This window comes from Flavobacterium lacus, from assembly GCF_003268815.1.
Classification (GTDB): domain Bacteria; phylum Bacteroidota; class Bacteroidia; order Flavobacteriales; family Flavobacteriaceae; genus Flavobacterium; species Flavobacterium lacus.
In genome coordinates this window covers 42133-65934 of record NZ_QLSV01000010.1, presented here as the reverse complement: position 1 = coordinate 65934, position 23802 = coordinate 42133, and the positions used below count along the sequence as shown (strand labels likewise).

Genomic DNA, 23802 nt, shown 5'->3' with positions numbered 1-23802 from the left:
GATGATGATTTAAATTTATCTGATAAAACAAATTAATTATAAATAATTTAAAATTAATGCACATTCAACCCTATTCGTCTTATGCAAAGTGAAAATTATAGTATTTTGTTAATTGAGGATGATTTATCTCTTGGACAAACATTATTAGATTTATTTAAGTCGGAGCGATATAATGTCAAATGGTGTAAGTCCGGTCACGAGGCAATGCATTATTTGGAAAATAGTGTGGTCGATGCAATCGTCTGTGATTTAATGATGCCCGGTATGTCCGGGGAGGAGTTTTTCTTACGAATTAGAAAAATATCGAAGTATGATAAAATTCCGTTTATCGTCATAACCGCCAACGCGGCTTATGATACGAAAATAAGACAATTAGAAAATGGGGTAAATGGTTACTTAACGAAGCCATTTAAATTTCAAGAATTAGTTCTCAAGGTGAAAAATATCATTGACCATAGCATTAGACTAACTAAAACAAATGACAAATTATCACCGCATATAAATGAAAAATTTTTGAAGAAAAATTTTTTTAAATCGTTGCATGCTATTTTAGAAAAAAATATTAATTCTACTATAGAGATTGATGAAATAGCGAAAGAGCTTTTTGTTAGTAAGTCAACTGTTTTTAAAAGAATTAAGGCTGCCAAAGATTGCAGTACCAGCCAATATATTAGGGAATTTAAAATACGATACGCTATTCGTTTGATTGAAGAAGGTGAAACTAATGTTCAATTTTTAGCTGATAGTTTGGGGTTTAATTCACTTTCTTACTTCTCCATTTGCTTTAAAAAGTACACAAAAGTTTCACCTAAAAAATATATAAAAAGCATTTCGAATAATCCATAGTATTTCTACGTTAATTTCATCAATTACTACCACCTTTTTAACTTTAAGCCAATTTTTTTTAACAATTTGGTATTAAAAGGATCTTCTTCTGTACAAAAGCTAGTTTTGTTTTGTTTTCTCGCGCTGTTGTTAGCAGAGCAACCAGCTGTTATCTATTTTTATTACAAATGAAAAAGTATTTGTTCTTGCGTATTTTTCCATTATCATTTAGAATTATTTTAACCCACATAAGTGAATTATAGCAATGTTTGAAATTATAGGAAAAGGTATAACCAAGAGGCTATCACCTGGAAAAGGGGAACACGTCACTAAGTTTTTTATTTTCATCGTCATTTTGTTAAGTATTACCTCGTGTGCAACAAAGAAAAATGTTTTGTACTTAAATGATTTAGACGTAAACAAAACGGATACTTTTAAGTGGTCTGATTTTTCTATTCAGTCGGGTGACATTGTTTCGATTTTAATTACATCGGATTCTCCGGAATTATCGGCTGTGTATAATGTTGTGCCACCCCAACAGCCGGGAGGTATGCAGGGAGACATGATGAACATTAGGGGTCATTTGGTGACGAGCGAAGGCTTCGTAACAATTCCAGTTTTAGGGTCGCAAAAAATTAAAGGTTTAACCCTAGAACGGGCTCAAAATCAAATTCAAAACGAATTGATTGATAAAGGATTCTTGAAAAATCCTGTGGTGATTTGTAGGTTATTAAATTCTAAAGTCACTGTTCTTGGTGAGGTTCGATCGCCTGGGACGTATACTTTTTACGAAAACAACATGACGTTGTTACAAGCCCTCGGATTAGCCGGTGATTTAACGATTAAAGGGGAAAGAAAAGAAATTCGAATTGTACGCATTGAAGATGGTATTCAAACCTACGGCTCCATTGATTTAACGAAAAAAGATTGGTTTACTTCACCCTTTTACTTTATTAAACCGAATGATGTTATCATTGTTAATCCCAATATATCGAAAGTTAAAGCGTCTGGTATTATAGAAAACCCCGGCAATTTTATTGGTTTGTTATCCGTCATCTTATCCACCTATATTATCATTAAAAATCTATAAATAAATGGCTGAATCTGAACATCAAAATCAAATGAATGACAACTTTGATTTACGTGAGATCCTATTCAAATACCTTTCAGAACTTCATTGGATATTGCTGAGCGTATTGGTTTTTTTAGGGTTTGCTTTTCTTTACATTCGTTACACTCCTCCAGTTTATCAGTCTTCTACCATCATAAAAATTCTAGATAATAATAGGTCTGGTTTTAAATTGCCCACCGATAACATTTCTTTTTTTGCCAGTAACAAAATTAATTTAGAGAATGAAATAGAAGTCATTAAATCCTCGATATTACTTGAAAAAGTTATTGTTGCGTTAGATTTGGATCATATCTACCGTAAAGAAGGTAGATTTCAGAGTATTGATATAGGGAATGAAGTACCCTTTCAATTTGTTTGGTTAGGCGATCCCTCTACTATCCATGATTTTAGTACTCAATTAGAGCTTAAGTTGTTACCCGCTAGTTTTTCAATAGAAGGGTTTCAAAAAGACTTAGAATATGGTAAAAACTATGCCTATCAAAATCACCCCTTCAAAGTTTTATTATTAGATGCCAAAAAAGACTTTGAAAATGAATCTTTATCTTATTCGGTTACTAAACTAACCCGAGATCAAACTATCAAAAGGGTTCAAAGCATTTTGACAGTAGTTCCTGTTTCTGACGAAAGTGAATTGCTCAAAATAACGGTCACTTCGCAAAATAGAAATTTAGCGGCCACCATTGCCAACACTATTTCTTCTGCTTTTAACCAAGACGGTATTGATGATCGACGGGCTGTACATCTTAAAACAATCGATTTTGTAAACGAGCGTTTTACATTTCTATTTAAAGAGCTAGATTCTATTGAAAACAGTAAAGCTACTTATAAAAGAAATGAGCAACTTTCTGACTTCAGGGCTGATGCCGGTACTTTATTAGCTACCAAGTCTATTACAACAGACGCCTTAAATCAAGCTAAAATTCAACTTTATTTAAGTGAAATATTGACAGAGTCTTTGAGCAGTGCTAAAGTTACTGATTTATTGCCCGCTAATGTTGGTATTGATAAAATTGAAGTGGCCGCATTAGTTAATCAGTATAACGAATTAGTGTTGAAACAACAAAAAATGTTACTCTCGATAGGAGAAAGTCATCCTGCTATCATTGACATCAGAGCAGCTCAGCTTAAGTTATTAGATAATCTAAAATCTTCTTTATCCACTTATAAAAAAGCACTACAATCTGAGATCAATGCCATCAGTAAAACAAGTTCTACTCAAAGCTCCCAATATGCCGCTTTACCTTTTCAAGAAAAAGCTATTCGTTCTATTGAACGGCAACAAGAAATTAAAGAGATGTTGTATGTCTTGCTGTTACAAAAACGAGAAGAAGCCGCTATCAATTTAGCTATTATTAATCCGAGCATCAAAGTAATCGATTTTGCTCGAGTAAATAAAATACCTATTAGTCCACGCGCCAACATTACTTATTTAGTGGCCTTTTCCTTAGGAATTGGATTACCTATTGGACTATTGTACCTATTATTTTTATTTGACACTAAAATATATTCTAAAAAAGATGTATTAAATGTAATTCAGGATATTCCAATCTTGGCAGAAATACCCAGTATTAAAGACTTAGCTACTAAAATTGTTTTAGATGATCGTTCACTTTTGTCCGAGGCCTTTCGAGTATTGCGTTCAAATTTAAATTATTTAACCCAAAATAAAAAGTCTTCACAGGTTCTCTTTGTAACTTCCTCTATCAAAGGAGAAGGTAAGACCTTTGTTTCCAGAAATCTTGCGTTTTCACTTTCAACTTTAAATAAAAAAGTAGTTTTAGTGGGTACGGATTTACGAAATCCCCAATTGCATAATTTATTTGACACTTCACGGAAAGACAAAGGGCTTTCTAATTACTTAATTGATGTCTCAAACTTAGATGAAATCATCGTATCCGGACAAGAACTAGGCGTGAATTTTGATGTTGTATTTTCCGGACCTATTCCTCCAAATCCTGCGGAACTTCTCTCCAGTGGTAAAATGACTTTATTTTTTGAAAGCTTACGACAAAACTATGATTATATCGTCGTGGATACTGCGCCTTGTTTATTGGTTACTGATACAACTTCTATTGTTCAAGAAGCGGATGTTTTACTTTATCTAGTGCGGTCTAATTATACCGATATGAATTTGTTACACTTTATTGATGAGTTTAGAACTATTAATAAGATTACTAATATAGGCTTGATATTAAATAATATAGGCGAGCAAAAAGCGTATAATTATCATTATGGTTATAGCTATAACTATAACTATAATTATGGGTATGGTGCTGACAAATTTAATAGTCGACCTCTTTGGAAAAGATGGTTAAGAGCGCTTGGCCTAAAAAGAAAAAAATCAGGTTAATTTAAACAGATCAAAATAACTTTTTTATTAAACTTCTTATCATGTTGAAAAAGACACTACCATTACTTATTTCCTCGTTTTTTTTATTTTCTTTTGCCAAAGCACAAGAAAGTCAACAATACACTTTTCGAAATCAAACCAATCAAAATTTAACAGTCACCGACTCTTTACGTCCTAAAGACAAAGAAAAAAATTATAATCGTTGGTCGGTTAATTTGAATGGCGGAGCCAATATAGGTATTAGACCCTTTACAGATGGTTATTTTGCTACGACGCAAAACTATTTAGATAATCCGCAACTCAACCATTTTGATTTTAATGTGCGTAAAATGTTTAATACCAAATTTGGTTTGCTATGGGATTTTGGTTTTGATAACTTTAGTGCCAATAACGGTAGTCCTGATTTTAGTAATAACCTGTTTAGGACGAGTATTCAAGGTGTTTTAAATATGCATCGCGTCATGAATTGGGAGGAGTTTACTGAAACTTTTGGTTTACAATTCCATTTAGGTGCAGGATTATCATTTCTGGAAGCTCCCGGTACAACAATATTTAATGGCTATGATAATATGTATAGTTTTTTGGGAGGGGTAACTATTTTGATAAAGGCCACCGACAATGTAGTTTTTAATGTTGATTTTACTATGATTAGTAATCTTAGTCATCATGTTACGTTAGACGGACAATCTAAAGTATCACCCAGCACGAGTCGATCAGGGGCAATGTACACTACTTCCGTGGGTATGACCCTTTATTTTGGAAAACATGAACGGCATGCGGATTGGTACTACGAGCAGAAAGAAGAGAAAGAAGAACTGGAAGGTTTGTTAACCAGGATGAATGAACTTGAAACGATGCTGCTCGATACTGATCGTGATGGCGTTCCGGATTATTTAGATGTTGAGAATAATACAATTGCTGGTGTTGCTGTTGATACGAAAGGTAGAGCTATTGATTTTAATAATAATGGTATACCGGATGAATTAGAAAGCTATATTAATAACAGGTACGGTGATTTACAGACTACAGTAAATAATCTAATTTCCGGTGACACTAACTATTCGAATGCTCAAATGCGAAATATGATTAATGGTCAATATGTCAATGTGTTTTTTGATTTTGATGAAACTAAAATAACAACAGGCACTATTTCAGCTATTAATTTTTTACTAAAATATTTGAAAGCCAATCCAAATTCTAAAGCTGAAGTTATTGGTTATGCTGATGAGTACGGTGATTATAATTACAATATGGGCTTATCACAGCGAAGAGCAGAGCGTGTGATTGAGATGATTGTGCGACTTGGTATTGCTCCCGACAGATTAAAATTAGTTGTTAAAGGAGAGGATAGGTCTGTTCCTAAAGAATCGGCGTTAGCGAGGCAATTGGTTCGAAGAGTAGCTTTTAAAGTAGATTAGAGCTATATCACTTTACAACTTAATAGATTTAGAAAAGTTCAATGAAAATAGTTTTTGTTGGACTTTTTTTATGAATGTGTAGTTTTTTTGTCTTGTACAAAGGGTCGAAATAACTGTATTGTTAATTTATAATTTGTTTTGGGAAGAGTTTTGCGCAGTACTTGCGGAAAAAAACTGTGCTACTGAGGAAATAAATTCTACTACATCAATGAAATTTACTTTTGAAAGGCAGTTTGATTTTGCTCCCTTTAGGGTTGGGGGAGCAAAAGCAGTATAGAAAACTAGTGGTTTTTTTCTTTTGCCGGGTTCTTTGGCGGTAAAAAAAATTACTCCACTTTGAAGATCTTTGGTTGTTAAAAAAAAATCTTTTTTGTTAAGGTGCTAACTGGAGTTTTTTTTATAAGACTTATACTTTCAAAAATTTATCTATGATATTAGCCACACTAAGAACTTCTTTTTGGTAGTAGATATTCTACTTTCTTAGTCAAAGTCTTAATTTTAAATAGCAAGTTCGTTCGTTGTTTTTATGAAATTTTAATACCATGGTATAAAATTTGAAAATATACGTATTAACTATTCTCGTCAATAGGTTAGGTTGTAATATTGTTTATCAGTATCAACGAATGGCTATGAAAAAAGATATTTTTTGTACTTAAATATATGTCGTGGTGAAATAGCTATGCGCTGTTTCTCTTTTTGTAGTGTTTTTTTATGATTTTTTATTTAACTAAAATTAAGCACTAAAAAAAATACAGTCAATTGTGGTTAAAAATAAAAAATAGGTTTAGGTATTAAAGGTCGGGCCTTGTAATAAAATTAAATAGACAAAAAAATAAGATATAAAATGCTTAATTGGTATGCCCTATACACCAAACCTAAAAAAGAAATCAAGATTGCACAGCAACTCGAAAAACTTGGTTTTACAGTTTATATTCCCACGAAAATTGAAGTTAAATCATGGAGCGATAGAAAAAAGAAGGTTGTTTCGCCTTTGTTTTCCTCCTATGTTTTTATACAGATAGAAGATACTAAACGTTCAACAGTTTTTATTATCGACGGAATTATGAATTATGTGTATTGGCTTGGTAAACCCGCTGTAATTCGAGCGAAAGAGATTGAGGTAATGCAGCAGGAACTGGCAAAGCCGAATGATGATGTTATGATTTTACCTTTAGTTAAAGGAGAGTGTATTCAGATAAAAGAAACGGCTTTCAGAGGTCAGAATGCTATTGTTGAGTATGTATCGAATAATAAGGTTCATTTAAATCTTCCGAGTTTAGGTTTTAAATTAATTATTAAGAGGTCTAAATTACAGCGGCTTGATAGTGATGTGAAGAAAATATTGATTGAAAGCTAAATGACGTAACTATAAATAGAACTATAGTCAATTGGATGCCGTTTTTTTTACAAAATCACAAATAGGGTTTTAGAAACCTTTAAATGTTTATTTGTTGTTTTTTATGTGACGCAAACTGTGACTCACGGGGCGAAGCCGTTTCAATTTTTGTATTAAACACCTTTTAACAATAGAAAAATAGCAATTAATATATTGAATAATATCCTTGTGAATACATGCAAACAGGGTCGCTAAGATACTTTATTTGTTAATCAAAAGAGATCGTGAAATCGACCTTCATTAAAGTAAAAAAAAAACAATTTATTTTGCACTTACAATTAATTAGCAGTTAATTTAATTATTTATTTAGCAGATTCGAGGGTAGTACGATTTTTATCTGCCATATATGAACAAATGATCTTGGAAGATGTATTTATGAATTAGGTGCTAGCTTGTTATTTTATCCAAGAAAACCTAGATTTTCATTGATTTTATTATATAAATTGCTAAGCGAGTAATTTGTTTTCTGCGAAGATGAATTCAGAAATTTACTCTCCAACAAATCGTTTCGGTTTTGTTAAAAAAGTTTTATTACCGCTGAATTACATCGCACAAGCTTATTGATAATAGTTTACGATGATAAAGAATAAAGTAATTTTAAGTTTTTGTTAGGATAAAAAACTGGCAGCTGTTACGTGTTAGTATTTTTTTAAAACTGAGGCGATTTAACTTTAGAGGCGATGATTTGAAAGATAAAGCGTGATAAGATTTTTTTTTGACATCAAAATCTTAACAATAAAAAAATGATAAAAAATATTTGTTGTATCGGAGCGGGATACGTGGGTGGTCCGACAATGGCCATAATTGCACAAAAATGTCCACATTTAAATGTCACCGTAGTTGATGTAGATGAAGCACGTATTGCAGAATGGAATAATGTCAATCTCGCTGCTATTCCGATATATGAGCCGGGTTTAGTCACCGTTGTTGGGGAGGCGCGTAATAGAAATTTATTTTTCTCAACAAAAGTTGATGAGGCAATTGATGAAGCAGATATGATTTTCATTTCTGTTAATACACCTACTAAGACCTATGGATTAGGCAAAGGAATGACCGCTGATTTAAAATACGTAGAATTGTGTGCGAGACAAATTGCGAAGGTAGCAAAGACAGATAAAATTATTGTTGAAAAATCAACTTTACCAGTCAGAACTGCTAGTACTATTAAAAGTATAATGGAGAATTCCGGTAATGGTGTTAAATTTCAAATTCTTTCTAATCCTGAGTTTTTAGCGGAGGGAACGGCCGTGAATGATTTGCTCTATCCGGACAGGGTTTTGATTGGAGGAGGTACTGATGAAGATGGTCGAAGAGCAATACAGGAACTAGTTGCAATTTATTCCAATTGGGTTCCTATAGAAAAAATATTGACAACAAATATTTGGTCCTCTGAATTATCAAAGTTAGTTGCTAATGCATTCTTAGCTCAGCGTGTATCCTCCATAAATTCTATTTCTGAATTGTGTGAGAAAACGGGTGCAGATATAACTGAGGTTGCGATGGCTATCGGTTTGGATAGTCGCATAGGCTCGAAATTTTTAAAAGCATCAGTGGGTTTCGGTGGGTCTTGTTTTCAGAAGGATATACTCAATTTAGTGTACATCGCGAAGTCATATGGTTTAGATGAAGTAGCTACTTACTGGGAACAAGTAATTTTAATGAATGACCACCAAAAAAGAAGATTTGGGCAAAAAATTGTTAAAACACTCTACAATACAGTTTCTGGAAAAAAAATAGCATTTTTAGGTTGGGCTTTTAAAAAAGACACGAACGACACAAGAGAATCCTCCGCAATTTTTGTAGCTGACGCTTTGTTGGCAGAACAAGGAAAGGTTGTTGTTTATGATCCAAAAGTTAACGAGAATCAAATTTATACCGATTTAAATTATTTGGGCACACGAGCAGAAATGGCCAATCAAAATGGGTTGACGGTTCTGCAAGATCCTTACGACGTTTGTCGGGAAGCCCATGCGGTAGCAATATTAACGGAGTGGGATGAATTTAAACACTACGATTGGGAAAGGATATATCATCACATGTATAAACCTGCATTTATTTTTGACGGTAGAAATATATTAAACAAAAAAGAATTAGAAAATATTGGTTTTGTTTATTACTCCATTGGTTCGTAAAACAAGATTTTTAGTCGAAATCAAACGGCAGTCATTTTCATGTTGAAGGTAATTTATTTAATTGTATGAGCCAGATCTGTTTTCGTTTTAAATTAGCTGTGACTTTGTGTCTAAGTTCTTTTGGTGTTATATTGTTATATGATAGAGTTCAAGTTGATTGCGCGTTAAGCTCGGTTGCACGTAGAGATAGTCTTAATATATTCTAAATATTGAGCGTCGAAAAAGTCAGATTTATTGCCGCCAACCTTTGCTACTATTTTTAAGGGTATTCTGTAATCTTTTACGTTTGTAAATTTTTAAGCTGGTTATTTTAAAAATAAAAAATTTGTCATTACTGAAGTATCTACCAGTAATTTGCATTATAGTCATAAAGGTTCTCTTAGTAGATTATGTTTTGTAATAAGTGAATTTGGATTCGGCACCCTAGTTGATAGCACATCTGTTGGCTATCACTCGAATAAATGTTGATTATTTTCCTGACATTTTTACTTTCCTGTCCACTGGTAGTCTCATCTCATTTATTTTTTGAATAAGGTTTTCAAAATATGTTGATAATCAAGCAATTTAGAAGGTATTCAAAAGTTTAGGAAAATCGCTTTTTCAGTACAGAATTACATTCTGTTTTAATAAACTGTATTAAGAAGTATTCATTAATACCAGAGGAGTGAAGGCTAATAATCGATGTTATTTTAACTTGGTTCAGTAGGCGGTATGATCTTAATAATCCATGTTGTATCGTCATTCCTCTATGCGTTAACAGATTAGTAGTTTTAAATAGTTTCATTTTCTCTGGTCCTGTTAAAACGTTGGCAGATGTAGTTACGTTGGTGGTTTAATGTATAAAAAAGTTGGTTCCGTTCATAAAAAAATGATAGACGTTAAGACCGCACATAATACTGCTTTTGTTGACTAAAAAACCATTAATAATTTGTTGGTACGGTCATTAGATTTTTTCATCACCTAAGTGTTCTAACCATTAAGGGTTACATTGTATTATTAAACAAACAGGGAAAAAAGTACTCCATGCTTTTGAAAGTTTTGACACAACAAGTAAGTTAAAAGATAAAAACAAGCAATCATCTACATTTAGACCTTCACACATGCAGCCGATAGTTGTTGATAAAATTAAATAATCAAAATTAAAAATGAGCATTAAAATAGCAGTAATTGGATTAGGCTACGTCGGACTACCATTGTCTTGTTTATTTGCCACAAAATATCCTGTTGTAGGCTTCGACATTAATAAAAAACGTGTTGCCGAACTTACCTCGGGTATAGACAGCACCCGCGAAGTTTCCGACGAAATTCTGCAAAAAACGTTGGTTGGCAATAATAATATTAATTCTAGAGGATTATTCTGTTCATCTGATTTGATGGATATTCAGGAAGCCAATTATTATATTATTACGGTACCTACACCGATAGATAAAAATAACCGTCCTGACCTGATTCCACTTTATAAAGCCAGTGAAACGGTAGGGAAGGTGTTGAAAAAAGGCGACATCGTGATTTACGAATCCACTGTGTATCCCGGGGCCACGGAGGAAGAATGTATTCCTGTTTTAGAAAAAGTATCCGGATTGCAATTCAATGTTGACTTTTTTGCGGGGTACTCACCTGAACGCATCAATCCTGGTGATAAAGAACATACGGTAGAAAAAATTCTCAAAGTAACTTCTGGTTCCACACCTGAGATTGGCCAAAAAGTTAACGATTTATATAAATCAGTCATTACAGCCGGTACCCATTTGGCACCCTCCATCAAAGTAGCAGAGGCCGCTAAAGTGATTGAGAATTCGCAACGCGATATCAATATTGCTTTTGTGAATGAACTAGCTAAAATTTTCAATTTATTACATATTGATACCCATGCCGTTTTAGAGGCTGCCGGAACCAAATGGAATTTTTTACCCTTTAAACCCGGATTAGTTGGAGGGCATTGCATTGGTGTTGATCCTTATTATTTAGCTCAAAAAGCACAGGAATCGGGTTACCATCCGGAGATAATATTAGCTGGCCGTCGTTTAAATGATAGTATGGCGGAATATGTGGCTTCTCAAGTAGTGAAACTCATGATCAAAAAAGGGATTACAGTAAATAGAGCAAGTCTGCTTCTTCTCGGAATAACGTTTAAAGAGAATTGTCCAGATGTACGTAATACCAAAATTGTGGATGTGGTTCGTGCTTTAACGGATTATGGTATCCAGGTGACTATTTATGATCCTTGGGCTAATCCTGATGAAGTAATGACTGAATACGGTTTACTTTGTTGTACAGGACTTATTGCAGGTATTACTTACGATGCCGTACTTATGGGCGTTGCGCATAGAGAATTTCTGGACTTAGACTGTACTCGATTGATACGCAAAAATGGGATAATTTATGATGTTAAGGGAGTTTTGGTAAAAAGCGATGGGAGATTATAAAGTTGATAATTTCTTAATAAATATCAAAAAAAATTCGCAAGCATGTATAATTAATCAGAAGAGAAAAAAGTCAATTTGAGACATCATAAAAGTTTTTTTTAACTACAAATTACAAATAATATTATAAATTTATGAAAATACTAGACTGCACCCTTCGTGATGGTGGCTACTATACTAATTGGGATTTTAACAGAGCCCTTGTCGATACTTATATTAAAGCATGTAATGATTTACCAGTAGATTATTTAGAAGTTGGTTATCGTTCGATACCCCTTGAAGGCTACTATGGTGAGTATTTTTATCTTCCGCTTTATGTAATGCAGCGATTAAAATCACAAACCACCAAAAAATTAGTAGTTATACTTAACGAAAAGGATATTCGACCCGAGCATGTTTATGATTTGTTAACACCATGCGTGGGTTTAATTGATATGGTTCGATTGGCTATAGATCCTGAACAATTTGGGAGGGCTTTGGCTTTAGCAGAGGCTGTTAAAATTATGGGTTTTGAAGTAGGTTTCAATGTTATGTACATGTCTACCTGGAAAAATCAAAAAAACTTTTTAGAATTACTTCCCAAGGTTCAGGGCCTTGCTGATTATTTTTACATGGTAGATTCTTATGGCGGGGTGTATCCTGAGGATGTAAAAGAGACTATTCAGCTGGTTAAAAGTTATATTCCAGCGGTGCCCCTTGGTTTTCATGGGCATAATAATATGGAATTAGCATTGGTTAATACTTTGGTCGCAATAGAAGAAGGTTGCGAAATTGTTGATGCGACGATTACAGGAATGGGTAGAGGGGCAGGAAATGTGAAAACCGAATTATTATTTACGGCATTAAATGCTAAAGGTAAATTAGAGGTGGATTTTAATCCACTTTCTAAATTGGTTGATTCTTTTACTTCCCTGCAAAAGTCATACGAGTGGGGCACTAATTTACCGTACATGGTTTCTGGGGCACACTCTCTTCCGCAAAAAGATGTTATGGATTGGGTAGGCAAAAGGTTTTATTCTTTTAATTCTATAATTAGAGCCCTTCAAAACCAAGCGAAGGGTGTAAAAGATAATAAATCGCTTGATACAGTTCGCTTTAACAATATTAGTTATCCAGTGCTTTTAATAGGCGGTGGACCGACTGTAATCCAACATTTGGAAAGTATAATCAATTTACTATATACCAATAAAGATATTGTCATCGTCTTTGCAAGTTCAAAGCATGCGAAATTATTTACTACTGTTCAAAATAAGCAGTACTTCTGCCTTGTAGGTAATGAAGGTCATAGAATGGAAGATATATTTGACGGCGATTTTATAGTAAATCCCATATGTATTTTGCCACCATATCCAAGATTAATGGGGACTTATATACCAGGTAACGTTGGCAATAATGCATTTGAATTACAAGAATATAATTTTACTGAATTGAAAATTGATTCACATACCTCCATCGCTTTACAAGTAATAAAAGAAATGAAACCGACCAATGTCTTTGTTGCGGGTTACGATGGTTACAAAGAGGGATTAATTGATCAGAAGGCACAGGAACTTTTAGTCGAGAATAATCAACTTTTCGATGATTTTATACAAAACGAAAATATAAGATTTGAGTCTTTATTTGATACAGTTTACAAGATTCCGCAAATTTCAATTTACTCAATTATAAAATAAATGTTAGGTATATTCTCAAAAACAACAGACAGTTCATTTATAGAGGCAATGGGACATGCAGGTTATGATTTTGTAATCATTGATCAAGAGCATGGTCCAGTGCAAAGAGATAAGTTGTACGATCATGTAAGAGCTGCTAAATTAGGCCAACTAAAGTCCATCGTAAGAGTAAGTGAAAATAATCATAATTTAATCGGTTCTGCGCTAGACACTGGAGCTTTTGGAGTGCAAGTACCTAATATTTCAACTGTTTTAGATGCTAAGAATGCAATTAAAGCTGCTCGTTTTTTTCCTTTTGGCAATAGAGGTGTATGTAGATTTGTAGCTGCAGCATCTTATGGAGAAAAAGCTAAAAGTGATTATTTTTCTGATGAAAACAAAAAGTTACTAATTTTACAGATAGAGGGTACAGAAGCAATTAGCAATTTAAATGAAATTTTGGAATTGGATGGTTTTGATATTTTGTTTGTGGGACCATATGACTTATCGCAGTCACTTGGAGTACCAGGGCAAATTACTCATACTAAGGTTAGAGAAGAAATTCTTAAAATACGAGCGCGTGCAAAAGAAAACAAAGTTAAACTTGGTTCTTTCGCAGACAACGTTGAAACTTACAATTTTTTGATTGAAAACGACTTTGAATACATTGCTTACTCTGTAGATGTGAGTTTGTTTATTGAAGGTCTAAAATATATAAAAACTAAATTATGCAAGTAGCAGCGCTTTTAACTGGGAGAGGCAATAATACTTTAGCCGATAAAAATATTCTACCGGTTCTTGGAAGACCTTTGCTTTTTTATCCATGCAATGCTGCAAAGCAATCCAAATTCATTAATAGTTTTTGGGCATCTAGTGACTGTGATAAGATATTAGCAAGTGCATTGGAGATGGGTTACAAAGGAATCGTTAGACCGCCAGAATTAGCCTTGCCAACATCACAACATATCGATGCAATAGAGCACGCCCTCGATGTAATGAAAAGTCTCGCATATAAACCAGATATTCTTGTTGTAATGTTGGCAAATTCTGTCACTATCAAGACGGAGTGGATTGACTCTTGCATAGCGCTTCTGCTCCAAGATGAGAAAGCTACTGCAGCCGTACCAGTTTACAGGGAAATGGATCATCACCCTTATAGGTGTAAAAAACTTAATGATGAAGGTTATTTAGAGCCTTTTTTTGATTTTTCCAACCACTTCATCAGTACAAATCGACAAGATTTAGTTCCTTCCTACTTTTTATCACATAATTTTTGGGTATTAAACTTAGAAACAATTGACCGTAACATTGGTCAACAACCATGGAATTTTATGGGTGATAAAATAAGGCATTTTCTGGTGGACGAGGCTTTTGATGTACACAATTTAGAAGATATAGAAAAATCTGAAGAATGGTTAATAAATAATAAGATAGTATGATATTAGTAACGGGGGCTGCCGGTTTTATTGGTTCCAAAGTGACGAAACAATTCATCGCAGCTGGATACAAAACAATAACCATTGATAATTTATCTACAGGTCTACTGGAGAATATTCCTAAGGACACCATTTTTATCGAGGGAAGCTGTGGTAATAAATCTACGATTGAAAAATTAAATGATTATCCAATTGCAGGTATCATTCATATTGCTGGTCAGAGCTCAGGAGAGGTAAGTTTTGAAGATCCACAATATGATTTAGAATCTAATACATTATCCACGCTGCTTTTACTTGATTTTGCAAAAAAAAGAAACATTAAGAGATTTGTGTTTGCCAGTACCATGTCGGTTTATGGGGATGTTTCAAAATTACCTGTAGAGGAGAGTACTATTCCTGAGCCTAAGTCTTTTTATGCGTGCGGAAAATTAGCAAGTGAAAGTTATTTGAGGGTATATGCAGGACTGGGTATTGAGACTTATTCATTAAGATTGTTTAATGTTTACGGGCCAGGGCAAAATCTTGAAAATTTAAAGCAGGGCATGTTGAGTATTTATCTTGCTCAAGCATTACACAATGATGAAATCATTGTAAAAGGTTCAGGAGACCGATTTAGAGATTTTGTGTATATTGATGATGTAGTTGAAGCATTTAAAATTGCTTATTTTAATTCATACCAAGGATTTGATATTTTTAATGTATGTAATGGGTATCCTATCACGGTTGATTCAATGATTGCTAAAATATTTAAAAACTTAAATTATACAAAACCTGTAACTTTTTCGAATAATACACTAGGTGATCAGAATGGAATATATGGTTCAAACGAAAAAATTATGACCAATTTAGGTTGGATTCCAAAAGTTAACTTTGAGGATGGATTACAGAGTATGATTGAGTGGGGACTATCAAAATAAAAAAGTGTTTATGAATGTTATTTTTTGGGATTTTGACGGTGTACTAATGGATTCAAATGCCATCAGAAATACCGGTTTTGAAAAAGTTTTGGCGGATTATCCACCTGAACAAGTTGAACAATTACTTTCTTTTCACAAAGCAAATGGAGGGTTGTCACGTTATGTTAAATTTCGTTATTTTTTTGAAAAAATTAGAAATGAATCTGTAATGGAGGAACAAATTACAATTTTGGCAACGCGTTTTTCGGTTATTATGAAAGATTTATTATTAAATGAAGATTTATTGTTTTCAGAAACATTAGATTTTGTAAAACGCAATCAGGGTAATTATAAAATGCACATAACATCAGGTTCAGATCAAGAAGAATTGAGATATCTCTGTGAATCCCTAAAAATTTCGTATCTGTTTGATTCTGTCCACGGTTCACCGACAGCTAAAATTTTTTTGATTAAAGATCTTATTGATCTTCATAAATATGATCATAGCAAATGCGTTCTTATTGGGGACAGCATAAATGATTGGGAGGCCGCCGATGCGAACGGAATTTTATTTATGGCCTATAATTCGGACGAAATTGTAAAAAGTAAAACTAATTATAGTTTTATTTTTTAATCTCATTAATTACCTATGAAATATATATTTACTGTTCATTCTCCCATTACATTTTTAATGTGTATTTCTATAGTTCGTCATGAAAAACTACTTTTAAATGACGTAATTATTATCACATCGGACTACAAATTACCTATTCAAGTTGGTAAGGTAGTGTCTGGATTTGCTGAACAAAATAAATCTTTATTTAAGAAAATTAAATCCGTTAATGCTGTGAAATCTTTTGATAAGTATGTTTACCAAATCACTGAGGGTGATGATTTTACCGCATTTATTGATATTATGCACAATTATCAAAAGTTATTAGTTACAAATAAAAGATGTAAATTATTTCATTTTTTTGAGGAAGGTACTGATAGCTATATGAAACCGTTACATTTGGAGGATTTTACCAGAACTGCTATCTCGTCCTCATTTAGAGATTATAAGTTTAAAAGCTTAGCAAATGAAATAATTAGATGCTTACGGGGATTTACATCTCAGGTTCATTCTTTGCCCTACCACTCTCAATCCTATCAATATAATCTGCTACGCAAATATTATTCACTAAGCAATTACTGTTTTCCAGGTGTTCTAGAAACTCAAAAAACAAAAATTAGTCCAAACTTTAGTAATGAAGAGATTACGATATTATGTGCGGATTATAGGTTGAATGAAAGCATATTATTGATAGATGAGACTTACCCCGATGTTTATTTAATTGATGATATTGAGTATAAAAATATAGTATTAGCAACCTTACACAAACTAAATTACAGACATGATAATTGTGTCTTTATAAAGTTAAGGCCATCCAGCAGAGAGCAGAATTCGAGGTTGGTGCGCCTATTAAAAGATTTGTCTATTCACTTTGAGATATTACCAAGTGAAATTGTGGCTGAAGGGCTATTTTTAAGCTCTAAAAATTTAAAAGTAATCGGATTTGTGTCATCACTACTTTTTTATGCCTCTATTTTCGGACATCAATCATATTCTCTATTGTATTTATTAAAGGATAGACCAAAATCGAGATTTGATTCCATAAATGGATTTAATGAATTAGTTCAGCAGTTATAATATTACTCTTCATTTAACACATTTGTAAGTTTTTTTTTGAATAAAATATCAAAAAAGCGTCAACAAATAAATAAATTACGTAAAATTTAATAGTTTGAAATTTTTTATTTAATTAAAGTTCAATCAAGGTATTTTAAAAAAACAACAACACGAAAGCTCTTTAAAACCCTTATTTAGTTCGCCCATTCCTTGAATAAAAAGTTCAAAAAACAAGAATAAAATACATTAAGTATAAATGACAGCATTCAATAAACTAATTAAAAATTACCTGCGTAATTTCTTGTATTTTTATATACAATTGCGTTACCGCATGTTTATTATGATTCTTCTTGGTATTCTGGTTGGGATTATGGATGGTTTTGGTTTGGCTATGTTTATGCCTTTACTAGAGATGGTCAATCAGACGGAACAATCAGCAGGTTCCTCCCTAGGAAATCTTAGCTTTTTGGTGGAAGGAATTAAAAATGTTGGTCTGGAATTAACGCTAATTACAGTTTTGGTAATTATGATTTTCTTTTTTACTGTCAAAGGAATCGTGAAATATTTTTCGAACACTTATAATGCCTTATTACGTCGGTTATTTATTGATAATTTACGGAATAAAATTTTGAATGATTTTAATGAAATACGCTACAAATATTTTGTCACTTCTGATGTTGGTCGTATTCAAAACACAATGTCTGTTGAGGTAGAAAGGGCATCGGGAGCCTTCTATAATTATGCCAATGCGATTCAACAAGGCCTAATGGTTTTGGTTTATGTGGGTTTTGCTTTTTATGTTGATACCCGTTTTGCTTTGCTTGTGTCTATTGGTGGTGGTGTTACCAATATCTTATATAAGTCGATTTATAAAAAAACTAAGGGAGCTTCTGTCGCTTTTACAAACGATTCCCATCTCTATCAGGGGCAAATTATACAGTATGTAGCAAATTTTAAATATTTAAAAGCCACTGCCTTATTAGATCTATATTCGAATCGATTGCGTGCCAGTATACATGCGATTGAAAATAGCAGGTTTAAGATAGGTAAGTTGAGTGCACTGCTTGAATCATCACGAGAACCAATTTTGATATCTGTAGTTGCTGTAGTTATTATCATACAAACTCAAATTTTGGGGGCTTCACTTGGACCTATTTTAATTAGTTTATTATTTTTTTACAGAGCCCTTTCTTCGTTATTAAATTTACAAAATTCCTACAATCGTTTTCTGGAGCAATACGGTTCACTTGAAAATTTAATAGACTTCCAGCAAGAAATTAAAGTTGAGAAAGAACTTAAAGGTAATCAAACGGTTGATGGATTAAAGAGTACAATAGTGCTGCAAGATATTAGTTTATATTACAATTCAGTAACTGTGCTAGACCGCATCAATTTAAAGATTAGTAAAAACGAAACTGTAGCTTTTGTAGGAGAAAGTGGGAGTGGAAAAACAACTTTGGTTAACGTTTTAGCTGGTTTAATGCCTGTTGACAGCGGATTAATGCACATAGATGGCGTGAATCGAAATGAAATTGATTTGGCAACGTATCAGCGAAAGTTAGGCTATATCACTCAAGATCCCGTAATTTTTAGCGACACAATTTTCAATAATGTAACACTATGGGACGAACCTAACATCAATAGTCTAGGACGATATGATGAGGCTATATCGAAAGCATCAATAAAGAATTATATCGATGAGCAGCCTGACCAATCAAAGACCATTTTGGGAAATGACGGCATCAATTTGAGTGGAGGTCAAAAGCAGCGTATCTCGATAGCACGTGAGCTATACAAAAATATTGATGTTTTAATTATGGACGAAGCTACCTCTGCCCTTGATACCGAGACAGAAAAAGAAATTCAGGAAAGTATCGATGCATTGAAAGGAAAATACACAATACTTCTTGTTGCTCATCGTCTGTCCACAATACGCAATGCTGATAGGATTGTAGTGATGAATAAGGGACGGATAGAGCAGATTGGTACTTATGAGGAGTTGATACATTCGTCCACTTTGTTTGGTAAAATGATACAATTACAAGGGTTGTAAGAAACTAGTTTTATATTTTAATTAAACCTGACAATAACTGATTACCTCACTTTTAAAAGCAGTAACGGGTAAAATAAATGTTTTTTATGATAAACATGGTCAAAAATCATTTATTGCTTTAAAGTTATTAAGCAAGAAAAAATATTAGTTTTTTTATTGTCATATGATGGAAGTTAGTTCTTTTTAACTGTGCTAAAAAATATATAATTTATATCATTCTAGATATACTGCAACCCAAAATTATACTTAGCATGAATTAGTAATCTACGCGATGAGGTTCGTGCAACGTTTGGTCATCAATTTAGCAGAACAATATTTGTATTTTGGTTCAACACGGTGCATATGTTTAAGGTGTTGTGAGAGATGTTCCCACTTAGAGTACAAGATGTTAAATTTTTTTTATTTCGGATCCTATTTTACAACAGTATTTCAACAATATTATTTTAAAAAAAGTAAATATATGTATTATTGGTAATGGTATTTTTAAAGAATTTATCCGATAAAATTTTATTTAGCAAACAAGTTGAACTCGTAAAAAATTGCTCTTGCCTCCCGCTCTCAATAGTGAGATGCTACCAACTTTTTATTTGTTAATAAAAGAAATTGAGAACAAGTAATTTCGAGGTCTTTTTAATAAAAATATGCCAAACAAGGCAGTACGTTTGGAGAAATGAAGCTGTTAAATATCTAAGGCTTGCGGGTGTGGGTAAAAACAGAGAAGTATTATGTTCATTATTATAAGAAACATTTTGAATTTATTGAATATGGTTGTACGAGTACCTTGTTGGATGCTATCTAATTAAAAAATCATTTACCTTACTACGATTTTTATAATTCTGAAAAGGACTAATTTTCTTACCACTCAAAGTTTTTAGACAATTTCTAAGAAATTTTTTTGATGGATTTATAGCAGGTATATTTTGTACATTATTATCAATAAAGAATCAAGAAGCTCTTTATACCGAAATCATTTATTTAGGTAATACTACTTTTAAATTTAGACTAATAATTAGAAATAAAAAGAATGAATGTTAAGTTAATACAGCAATTAGTGGCACTAAGAAATCTATTGATTTATAGAAAATGGCATTTGCTAGCACTATTTTATAATTCTAAATTCCGTACGAACCCAAAAGCTCAATTTGTAGTTTCTATAGCCAGTTATCCTAAGCGGGCACATTTGTTGCCTGCCGTTTTTGAAGCATTAAATACGCAAACTGAAGTACCTCAGAAGTGGATTTTAGTTTTGTCTGAAGAGGAATGGCCAGATTTGATAGTACCTACGTATTTAAATAAACTAGTAAAAAGAGGTCTAGAGATTTTGTGGGTTAAGAACAATACATTTGCGGTTAAAAAATTAGTACCGGTTGTTGAAAAATATCCCGAGAAAGCCGTAATAACATTCGACGATGAATTGATTTACGGTAAACATGTAATAGAAAAATTGATAAATTGTTCAAAAGTTAATCAAGGTGCTATTATTGGGCACGTTGCAAAACAATTAGTCAAAAAAAATGGTGAATTAAAGATGTTTTACAGATTAAAAAAAGTAGCAAGCTATGCAACACCAAGCCCACAGGTATATTTTTTGGGGGGTTCGGGTACTTATTACCCATCAGGATCATTACATGTTAAAGTTACAAATAATGAAGCTATTCATAAAATTGTACCTGGTAGAGGTTCCGATATTTGGTTTTGGGCCGCAGCAGTTGCAAATGGTACCAAGCAAATCTGTTTGGGAAGTAAAACAGACAGAACCTTGTATTTTGCTATTCCTGAAACTAATCAAACCAAGCCTAAAGAAACTCCTGGTAAAAATGTCATGGATGAACGTTTTCAAATGGCTATTGATTACTTTGGTATTAGAGAACAATTAATTGCTAATTTGCCTAATCACGAATATTTTTTCTGATATATTATGCTACTAACAAGTAAAAAGCAAAGGGGATATTTGTTGTTACTTTTTTTATTTTCTCCTTTCTTAGGGGCTTTAAACTTATTTAAGTTAAAAGATGAAAAAACTTTGACATTTTTTGGCACATTGTTTTTTGGTTTGTTAGGAAGTATATTCATATATGTAGAAGGTACGGACGGTCATACACATTTAAAAAATGCAGAGAATTATTATTTAGACATGACTTTTATTGATTTTTTTCAAAAATCGTATGAGATACTAACTTTTAATTCAACTGAAATTGTCTCTGATATTTATTTACATATTATTTCTTTTATATCTGCTTCGTTATTTCAAACACCTGAATTAATTCACTTTTTTACCGGACTTGTATTGGGTTATTTTTTTTCGAAATCAATTCTTCTTGTTCTAAAAAATAATATAATCACAAAAAAAAGTCTACCATTAATCGGATTAATAATTTTATTTTTATTGATTAAAAGTATAGGTGCACTTAACTCCATTAGAATGTGGACGGCTATGTGGGTATTTTTTTATGGCACATTTAGTTATGCTACAACAAAAGAAAAAAAATATTTGTTTGTTATTTTGCTTTCAGTTTTTGTTCATTTCTCTTACTCAATTATTCTATTACCGGTTATCTGTGCTTATCTATTACAAAAAAGAAAAAATATATTGGTTGGTCTATATGTCCTCTCATTTTTTACGACGACGAGTTTTTCGGTTTTTCAGTCTTATATTCCGAAGTCTGAATTACTTGAGCAGAAACAAAAATTTACCGTTATTGATTCAGCTGACAAAGCAAAGTTGTTTAAACAAGTAAGTTCAGAAAAAAATAAAGCGAAAGCTGACATGAATTTTTATAAGGCTTCTGGAGAGACAAGCTATTTAAATTATAGTATTGTTGGCTTATCTTTTTTATTAATCTTTATTTTTTTGAAAAAAAATACGGATTCTAGTTTAACTTTTTTAGTAGCTGTTGGTTTGGGATTGTATTCGTTTTCTAACTTTGTGGCTTTTTCGCCTGCTTTGCAAGGGAGAACTAAAATGATTGCCGCCACATTTTTACTTGCTGCCGCTATTCATCTTCAATTTGTTTTGAAAAATTATCGAATCGGTACGAAAACTTTGTGCTTTATAAATATTGGATTTATTGCTTTTTTAATTTCCTCAATTCCTATGGTCTTATTTCAATTGTCGGATATCCTTCAAAATTTTAGCTTTTTCGTGTTTTTATTACCACAATTTTCATGGCTTTTGGGTGATGGCGATTATTCTATACGTGGTGTCATCGGATTATTGATAGATTAAATTTACAAATGAATATAGCTATCATCATTTCGCATCCATTTGATCCAAACGCGGGGGGCGTGCAACGTGTTACCGAGAGTATTTCAAAGATTTTCACAAATTATAATCATCATGTAAGCATTATTTCTTTTACTTCAAAAGATTGTAATTACTTACAATCTAAAAGGTTTTTTTTTCAGGTCTCAACTGATCAAGAATTGAAAGAAGTTCTTGCGAAGGAAGTTATTGATGTTATAATAAATCAAGAGGGGTATTCTCCGAAGTTTACAAAAATTATTTTGAGAGTTAAAAGTCCAACTACACGAATAATTAATAATTTACATATTAACCCTCTCAATTTTTATCAAAATCATTACCTTTTTATAACTACATTTTTAGAGAATAAAAAAATTAGTTTTATAAACAACTATCTTCTACGAAAGTTCATTTTAGGTTATCATATTTTGAAACAAAAAACAGAGTTGCGATATATCGTTAAAAATACTGATGCATTTGTGATGCTTTCCGAAAGGTTTATAGATGAGTTATATTTTCTAGCACCTGGTCTCAAAAAATATCAATCAAAGCTTCATGGCATTGGTAATCCCTTTCAAAGACCTGCTTTAGTTCTGTCAACTCTAGAGAAAGATAATATTGTTTTATTTGTTGGAAGGCTTAATATACTTCAAAAACGAGTTGATTTATTGCTTGAAATTTGGAAGCAGTTGCATATTGAGCATGGAGATTGGGAGTTTTGGGTATGTGGGGAAGGGGAAGATCAACAATACATGGAAGATTTTTGCTTGGAACATCGATTAGATAGGGTATCTTTTTTTGGAAAAGTGAACCCTAATCAATATTACAGGAAAGCAAAACTGTTCCACATGACTTCTGCATTTGAAGGTTTTGGTAATGTTTTGATAGAAGCACAAAGCTATGGCTGTGTACCGATGCTTTTCGATTCTTATTCGGCTGCTTCCGATATTATTTCACATCAAGAAAATGGAATTTTGATTAAACCCTTTGATGTAAATGATTATGTTAAACAGACAGCTAATTTAATGCGTAATCCGCAAAAAATCGCTGAGTTCGCAAAAAATGGCTTTGATAATGTATTACGCTTTTCTTACCAAGAAACTTACAAGAAGTGGGAAGAGGTTTTTGCATCTGTGCTGGCAGATGAAGTTAAGAACGAAAATTTAAGTCAATAAAAAC

Annotated in this window: 17 protein-coding genes; all 17 read left to right on the top strand. The window is 32.7% G+C overall.

Annotated elements, in window-relative coordinates:
• The first annotated feature begins 81 nt into the window (after positions 1-81).
• The 17 genes from B0I10_RS10790 (at position 82) to B0I10_RS10710 (ending at position 23798) form a co-directional block, all read left to right on the top strand.
• Entirely contained in the window at positions 82-846 is a 765-nt protein-coding gene (locus tag B0I10_RS10790; protein ID WP_112086528.1) for a response regulator transcription factor, read from the top strand.
• Between the two features lie 244 nt (positions 847-1090).
• The gene (locus B0I10_RS10785) at positions 1091-1915 is read left to right on the top strand and encodes a polysaccharide biosynthesis/export family protein (RefSeq protein WP_112086527.1); all 825 of its coding nucleotides are present in this window, start codon (positions 1091-1093) and stop codon (positions 1913-1915) included.
• Between the two features lie 4 nt (positions 1916-1919).
• Complete coding sequence (locus tag B0I10_RS10780) at positions 1920-4307, top strand: GumC family protein (RefSeq protein WP_112086526.1); 2388 nt, start codon at positions 1920-1922, stop codon at positions 4305-4307.
• Positions 4308-4348: 41 nt separating this feature from the next.
• On the top strand, positions 4349-5725 hold the full coding sequence (locus B0I10_RS10775; protein WP_112086525.1) for an OmpA family protein: 1377 nt from the start codon (positions 4349-4351) through the stop codon (positions 5723-5725).
• An 844-nt stretch (positions 5726-6569) separates the two neighbouring features.
• Positions 6570-7082 (top strand): UpxY family transcription antiterminator, encoded by a 513-nt coding sequence (locus B0I10_RS10770; protein ID WP_112086524.1) that lies wholly within the window; start codon positions 6570-6572, stop codon positions 7080-7082.
• 782 nt (positions 7083-7864) lie between these two features.
• Complete coding sequence (locus B0I10_RS10765) at positions 7865-9253, top strand: nucleotide sugar dehydrogenase (RefSeq protein ID WP_112086523.1); 1389 nt, start codon at positions 7865-7867, stop codon at positions 9251-9253.
• Positions 9254-10398: 1145 nt separating this feature from the next.
• The gene (locus B0I10_RS10760; protein WP_112086522.1) at positions 10399-11679 is read left to right on the top strand and encodes a nucleotide sugar dehydrogenase; all 1281 of its coding nucleotides are present in this window, start codon (positions 10399-10401) and stop codon (positions 11677-11679) included.
• Between the two features lie 131 nt (positions 11680-11810).
• On the top strand, positions 11811-13349 hold the full coding sequence (locus tag B0I10_RS10755) for an aldolase catalytic domain-containing protein (RefSeq protein ID WP_112086521.1): 1539 nt from the start codon (positions 11811-11813) through the stop codon (positions 13347-13349).
• On the top strand, positions 13350-14066 hold the full coding sequence (locus B0I10_RS10750) for an HpcH/HpaI aldolase family protein (RefSeq protein ID WP_112086520.1): 717 nt from the start codon (positions 13350-13352) through the stop codon (positions 14064-14066).
• Entirely contained in the window at positions 14057-14767 is a 711-nt protein-coding gene (locus B0I10_RS10745) for an acylneuraminate cytidylyltransferase family protein (RefSeq protein ID WP_112086519.1), read from the top strand. The genes B0I10_RS10750 and B0I10_RS10745 overlap by 10 nt, the downstream gene beginning before the upstream one ends.
• Complete coding sequence (locus B0I10_RS10740; RefSeq protein ID WP_112086518.1) at positions 14764-15681, top strand: NAD-dependent epimerase/dehydratase family protein; 918 nt, start codon at positions 14764-14766, stop codon at positions 15679-15681. Before B0I10_RS10745 ends, B0I10_RS10740 begins: the two co-directional genes overlap by 4 nt.
• Before the next feature lie 10 nt (positions 15682-15691).
• A complete protein-coding gene (locus B0I10_RS10735) occupies positions 15692-16294 on the top strand; it encodes an HAD family hydrolase (RefSeq protein ID WP_112086587.1) in 603 nt (200 codons plus the stop codon).
• Between the two features lie 15 nt (positions 16295-16309).
• Positions 16310-17350: an alpha-2,8-polysialyltransferase family protein gene (locus B0I10_RS10730; protein WP_112086517.1), complete on the top strand. Its 1041-nt coding sequence runs from the start codon at positions 16310-16312 to the stop codon at positions 17348-17350.
• Between the two features lie 235 nt (positions 17351-17585).
• Positions 17586-19382, top strand: a complete 1797-nt coding sequence (locus B0I10_RS10725) for an ABC transporter ATP-binding protein (protein WP_245942983.1) — start codon at positions 17586-17588, stop codon at positions 19380-19382.
• 1024 nt (positions 19383-20406) lie between these two features.
• Complete coding sequence (locus B0I10_RS10720) at positions 20407-21294, top strand: glycosyltransferase (protein ID WP_112086516.1); 888 nt, start codon at positions 20407-20409, stop codon at positions 21292-21294.
• A 39-nt stretch (positions 21295-21333) separates the two neighbouring features.
• Positions 21334-22608 (top strand): hypothetical protein, encoded by a 1275-nt coding sequence (locus B0I10_RS10715; protein WP_146740342.1) that lies wholly within the window; start codon positions 21334-21336, stop codon positions 22606-22608.
• An 8-nt stretch (positions 22609-22616) separates the two neighbouring features.
• The gene (locus B0I10_RS10710; protein ID WP_112086514.1) at positions 22617-23798 is read left to right on the top strand and encodes a glycosyltransferase; all 1182 of its coding nucleotides are present in this window, start codon (positions 22617-22619) and stop codon (positions 23796-23798) included.
• The last annotated feature ends 4 nt before the right edge of the window (positions 23799-23802 follow it).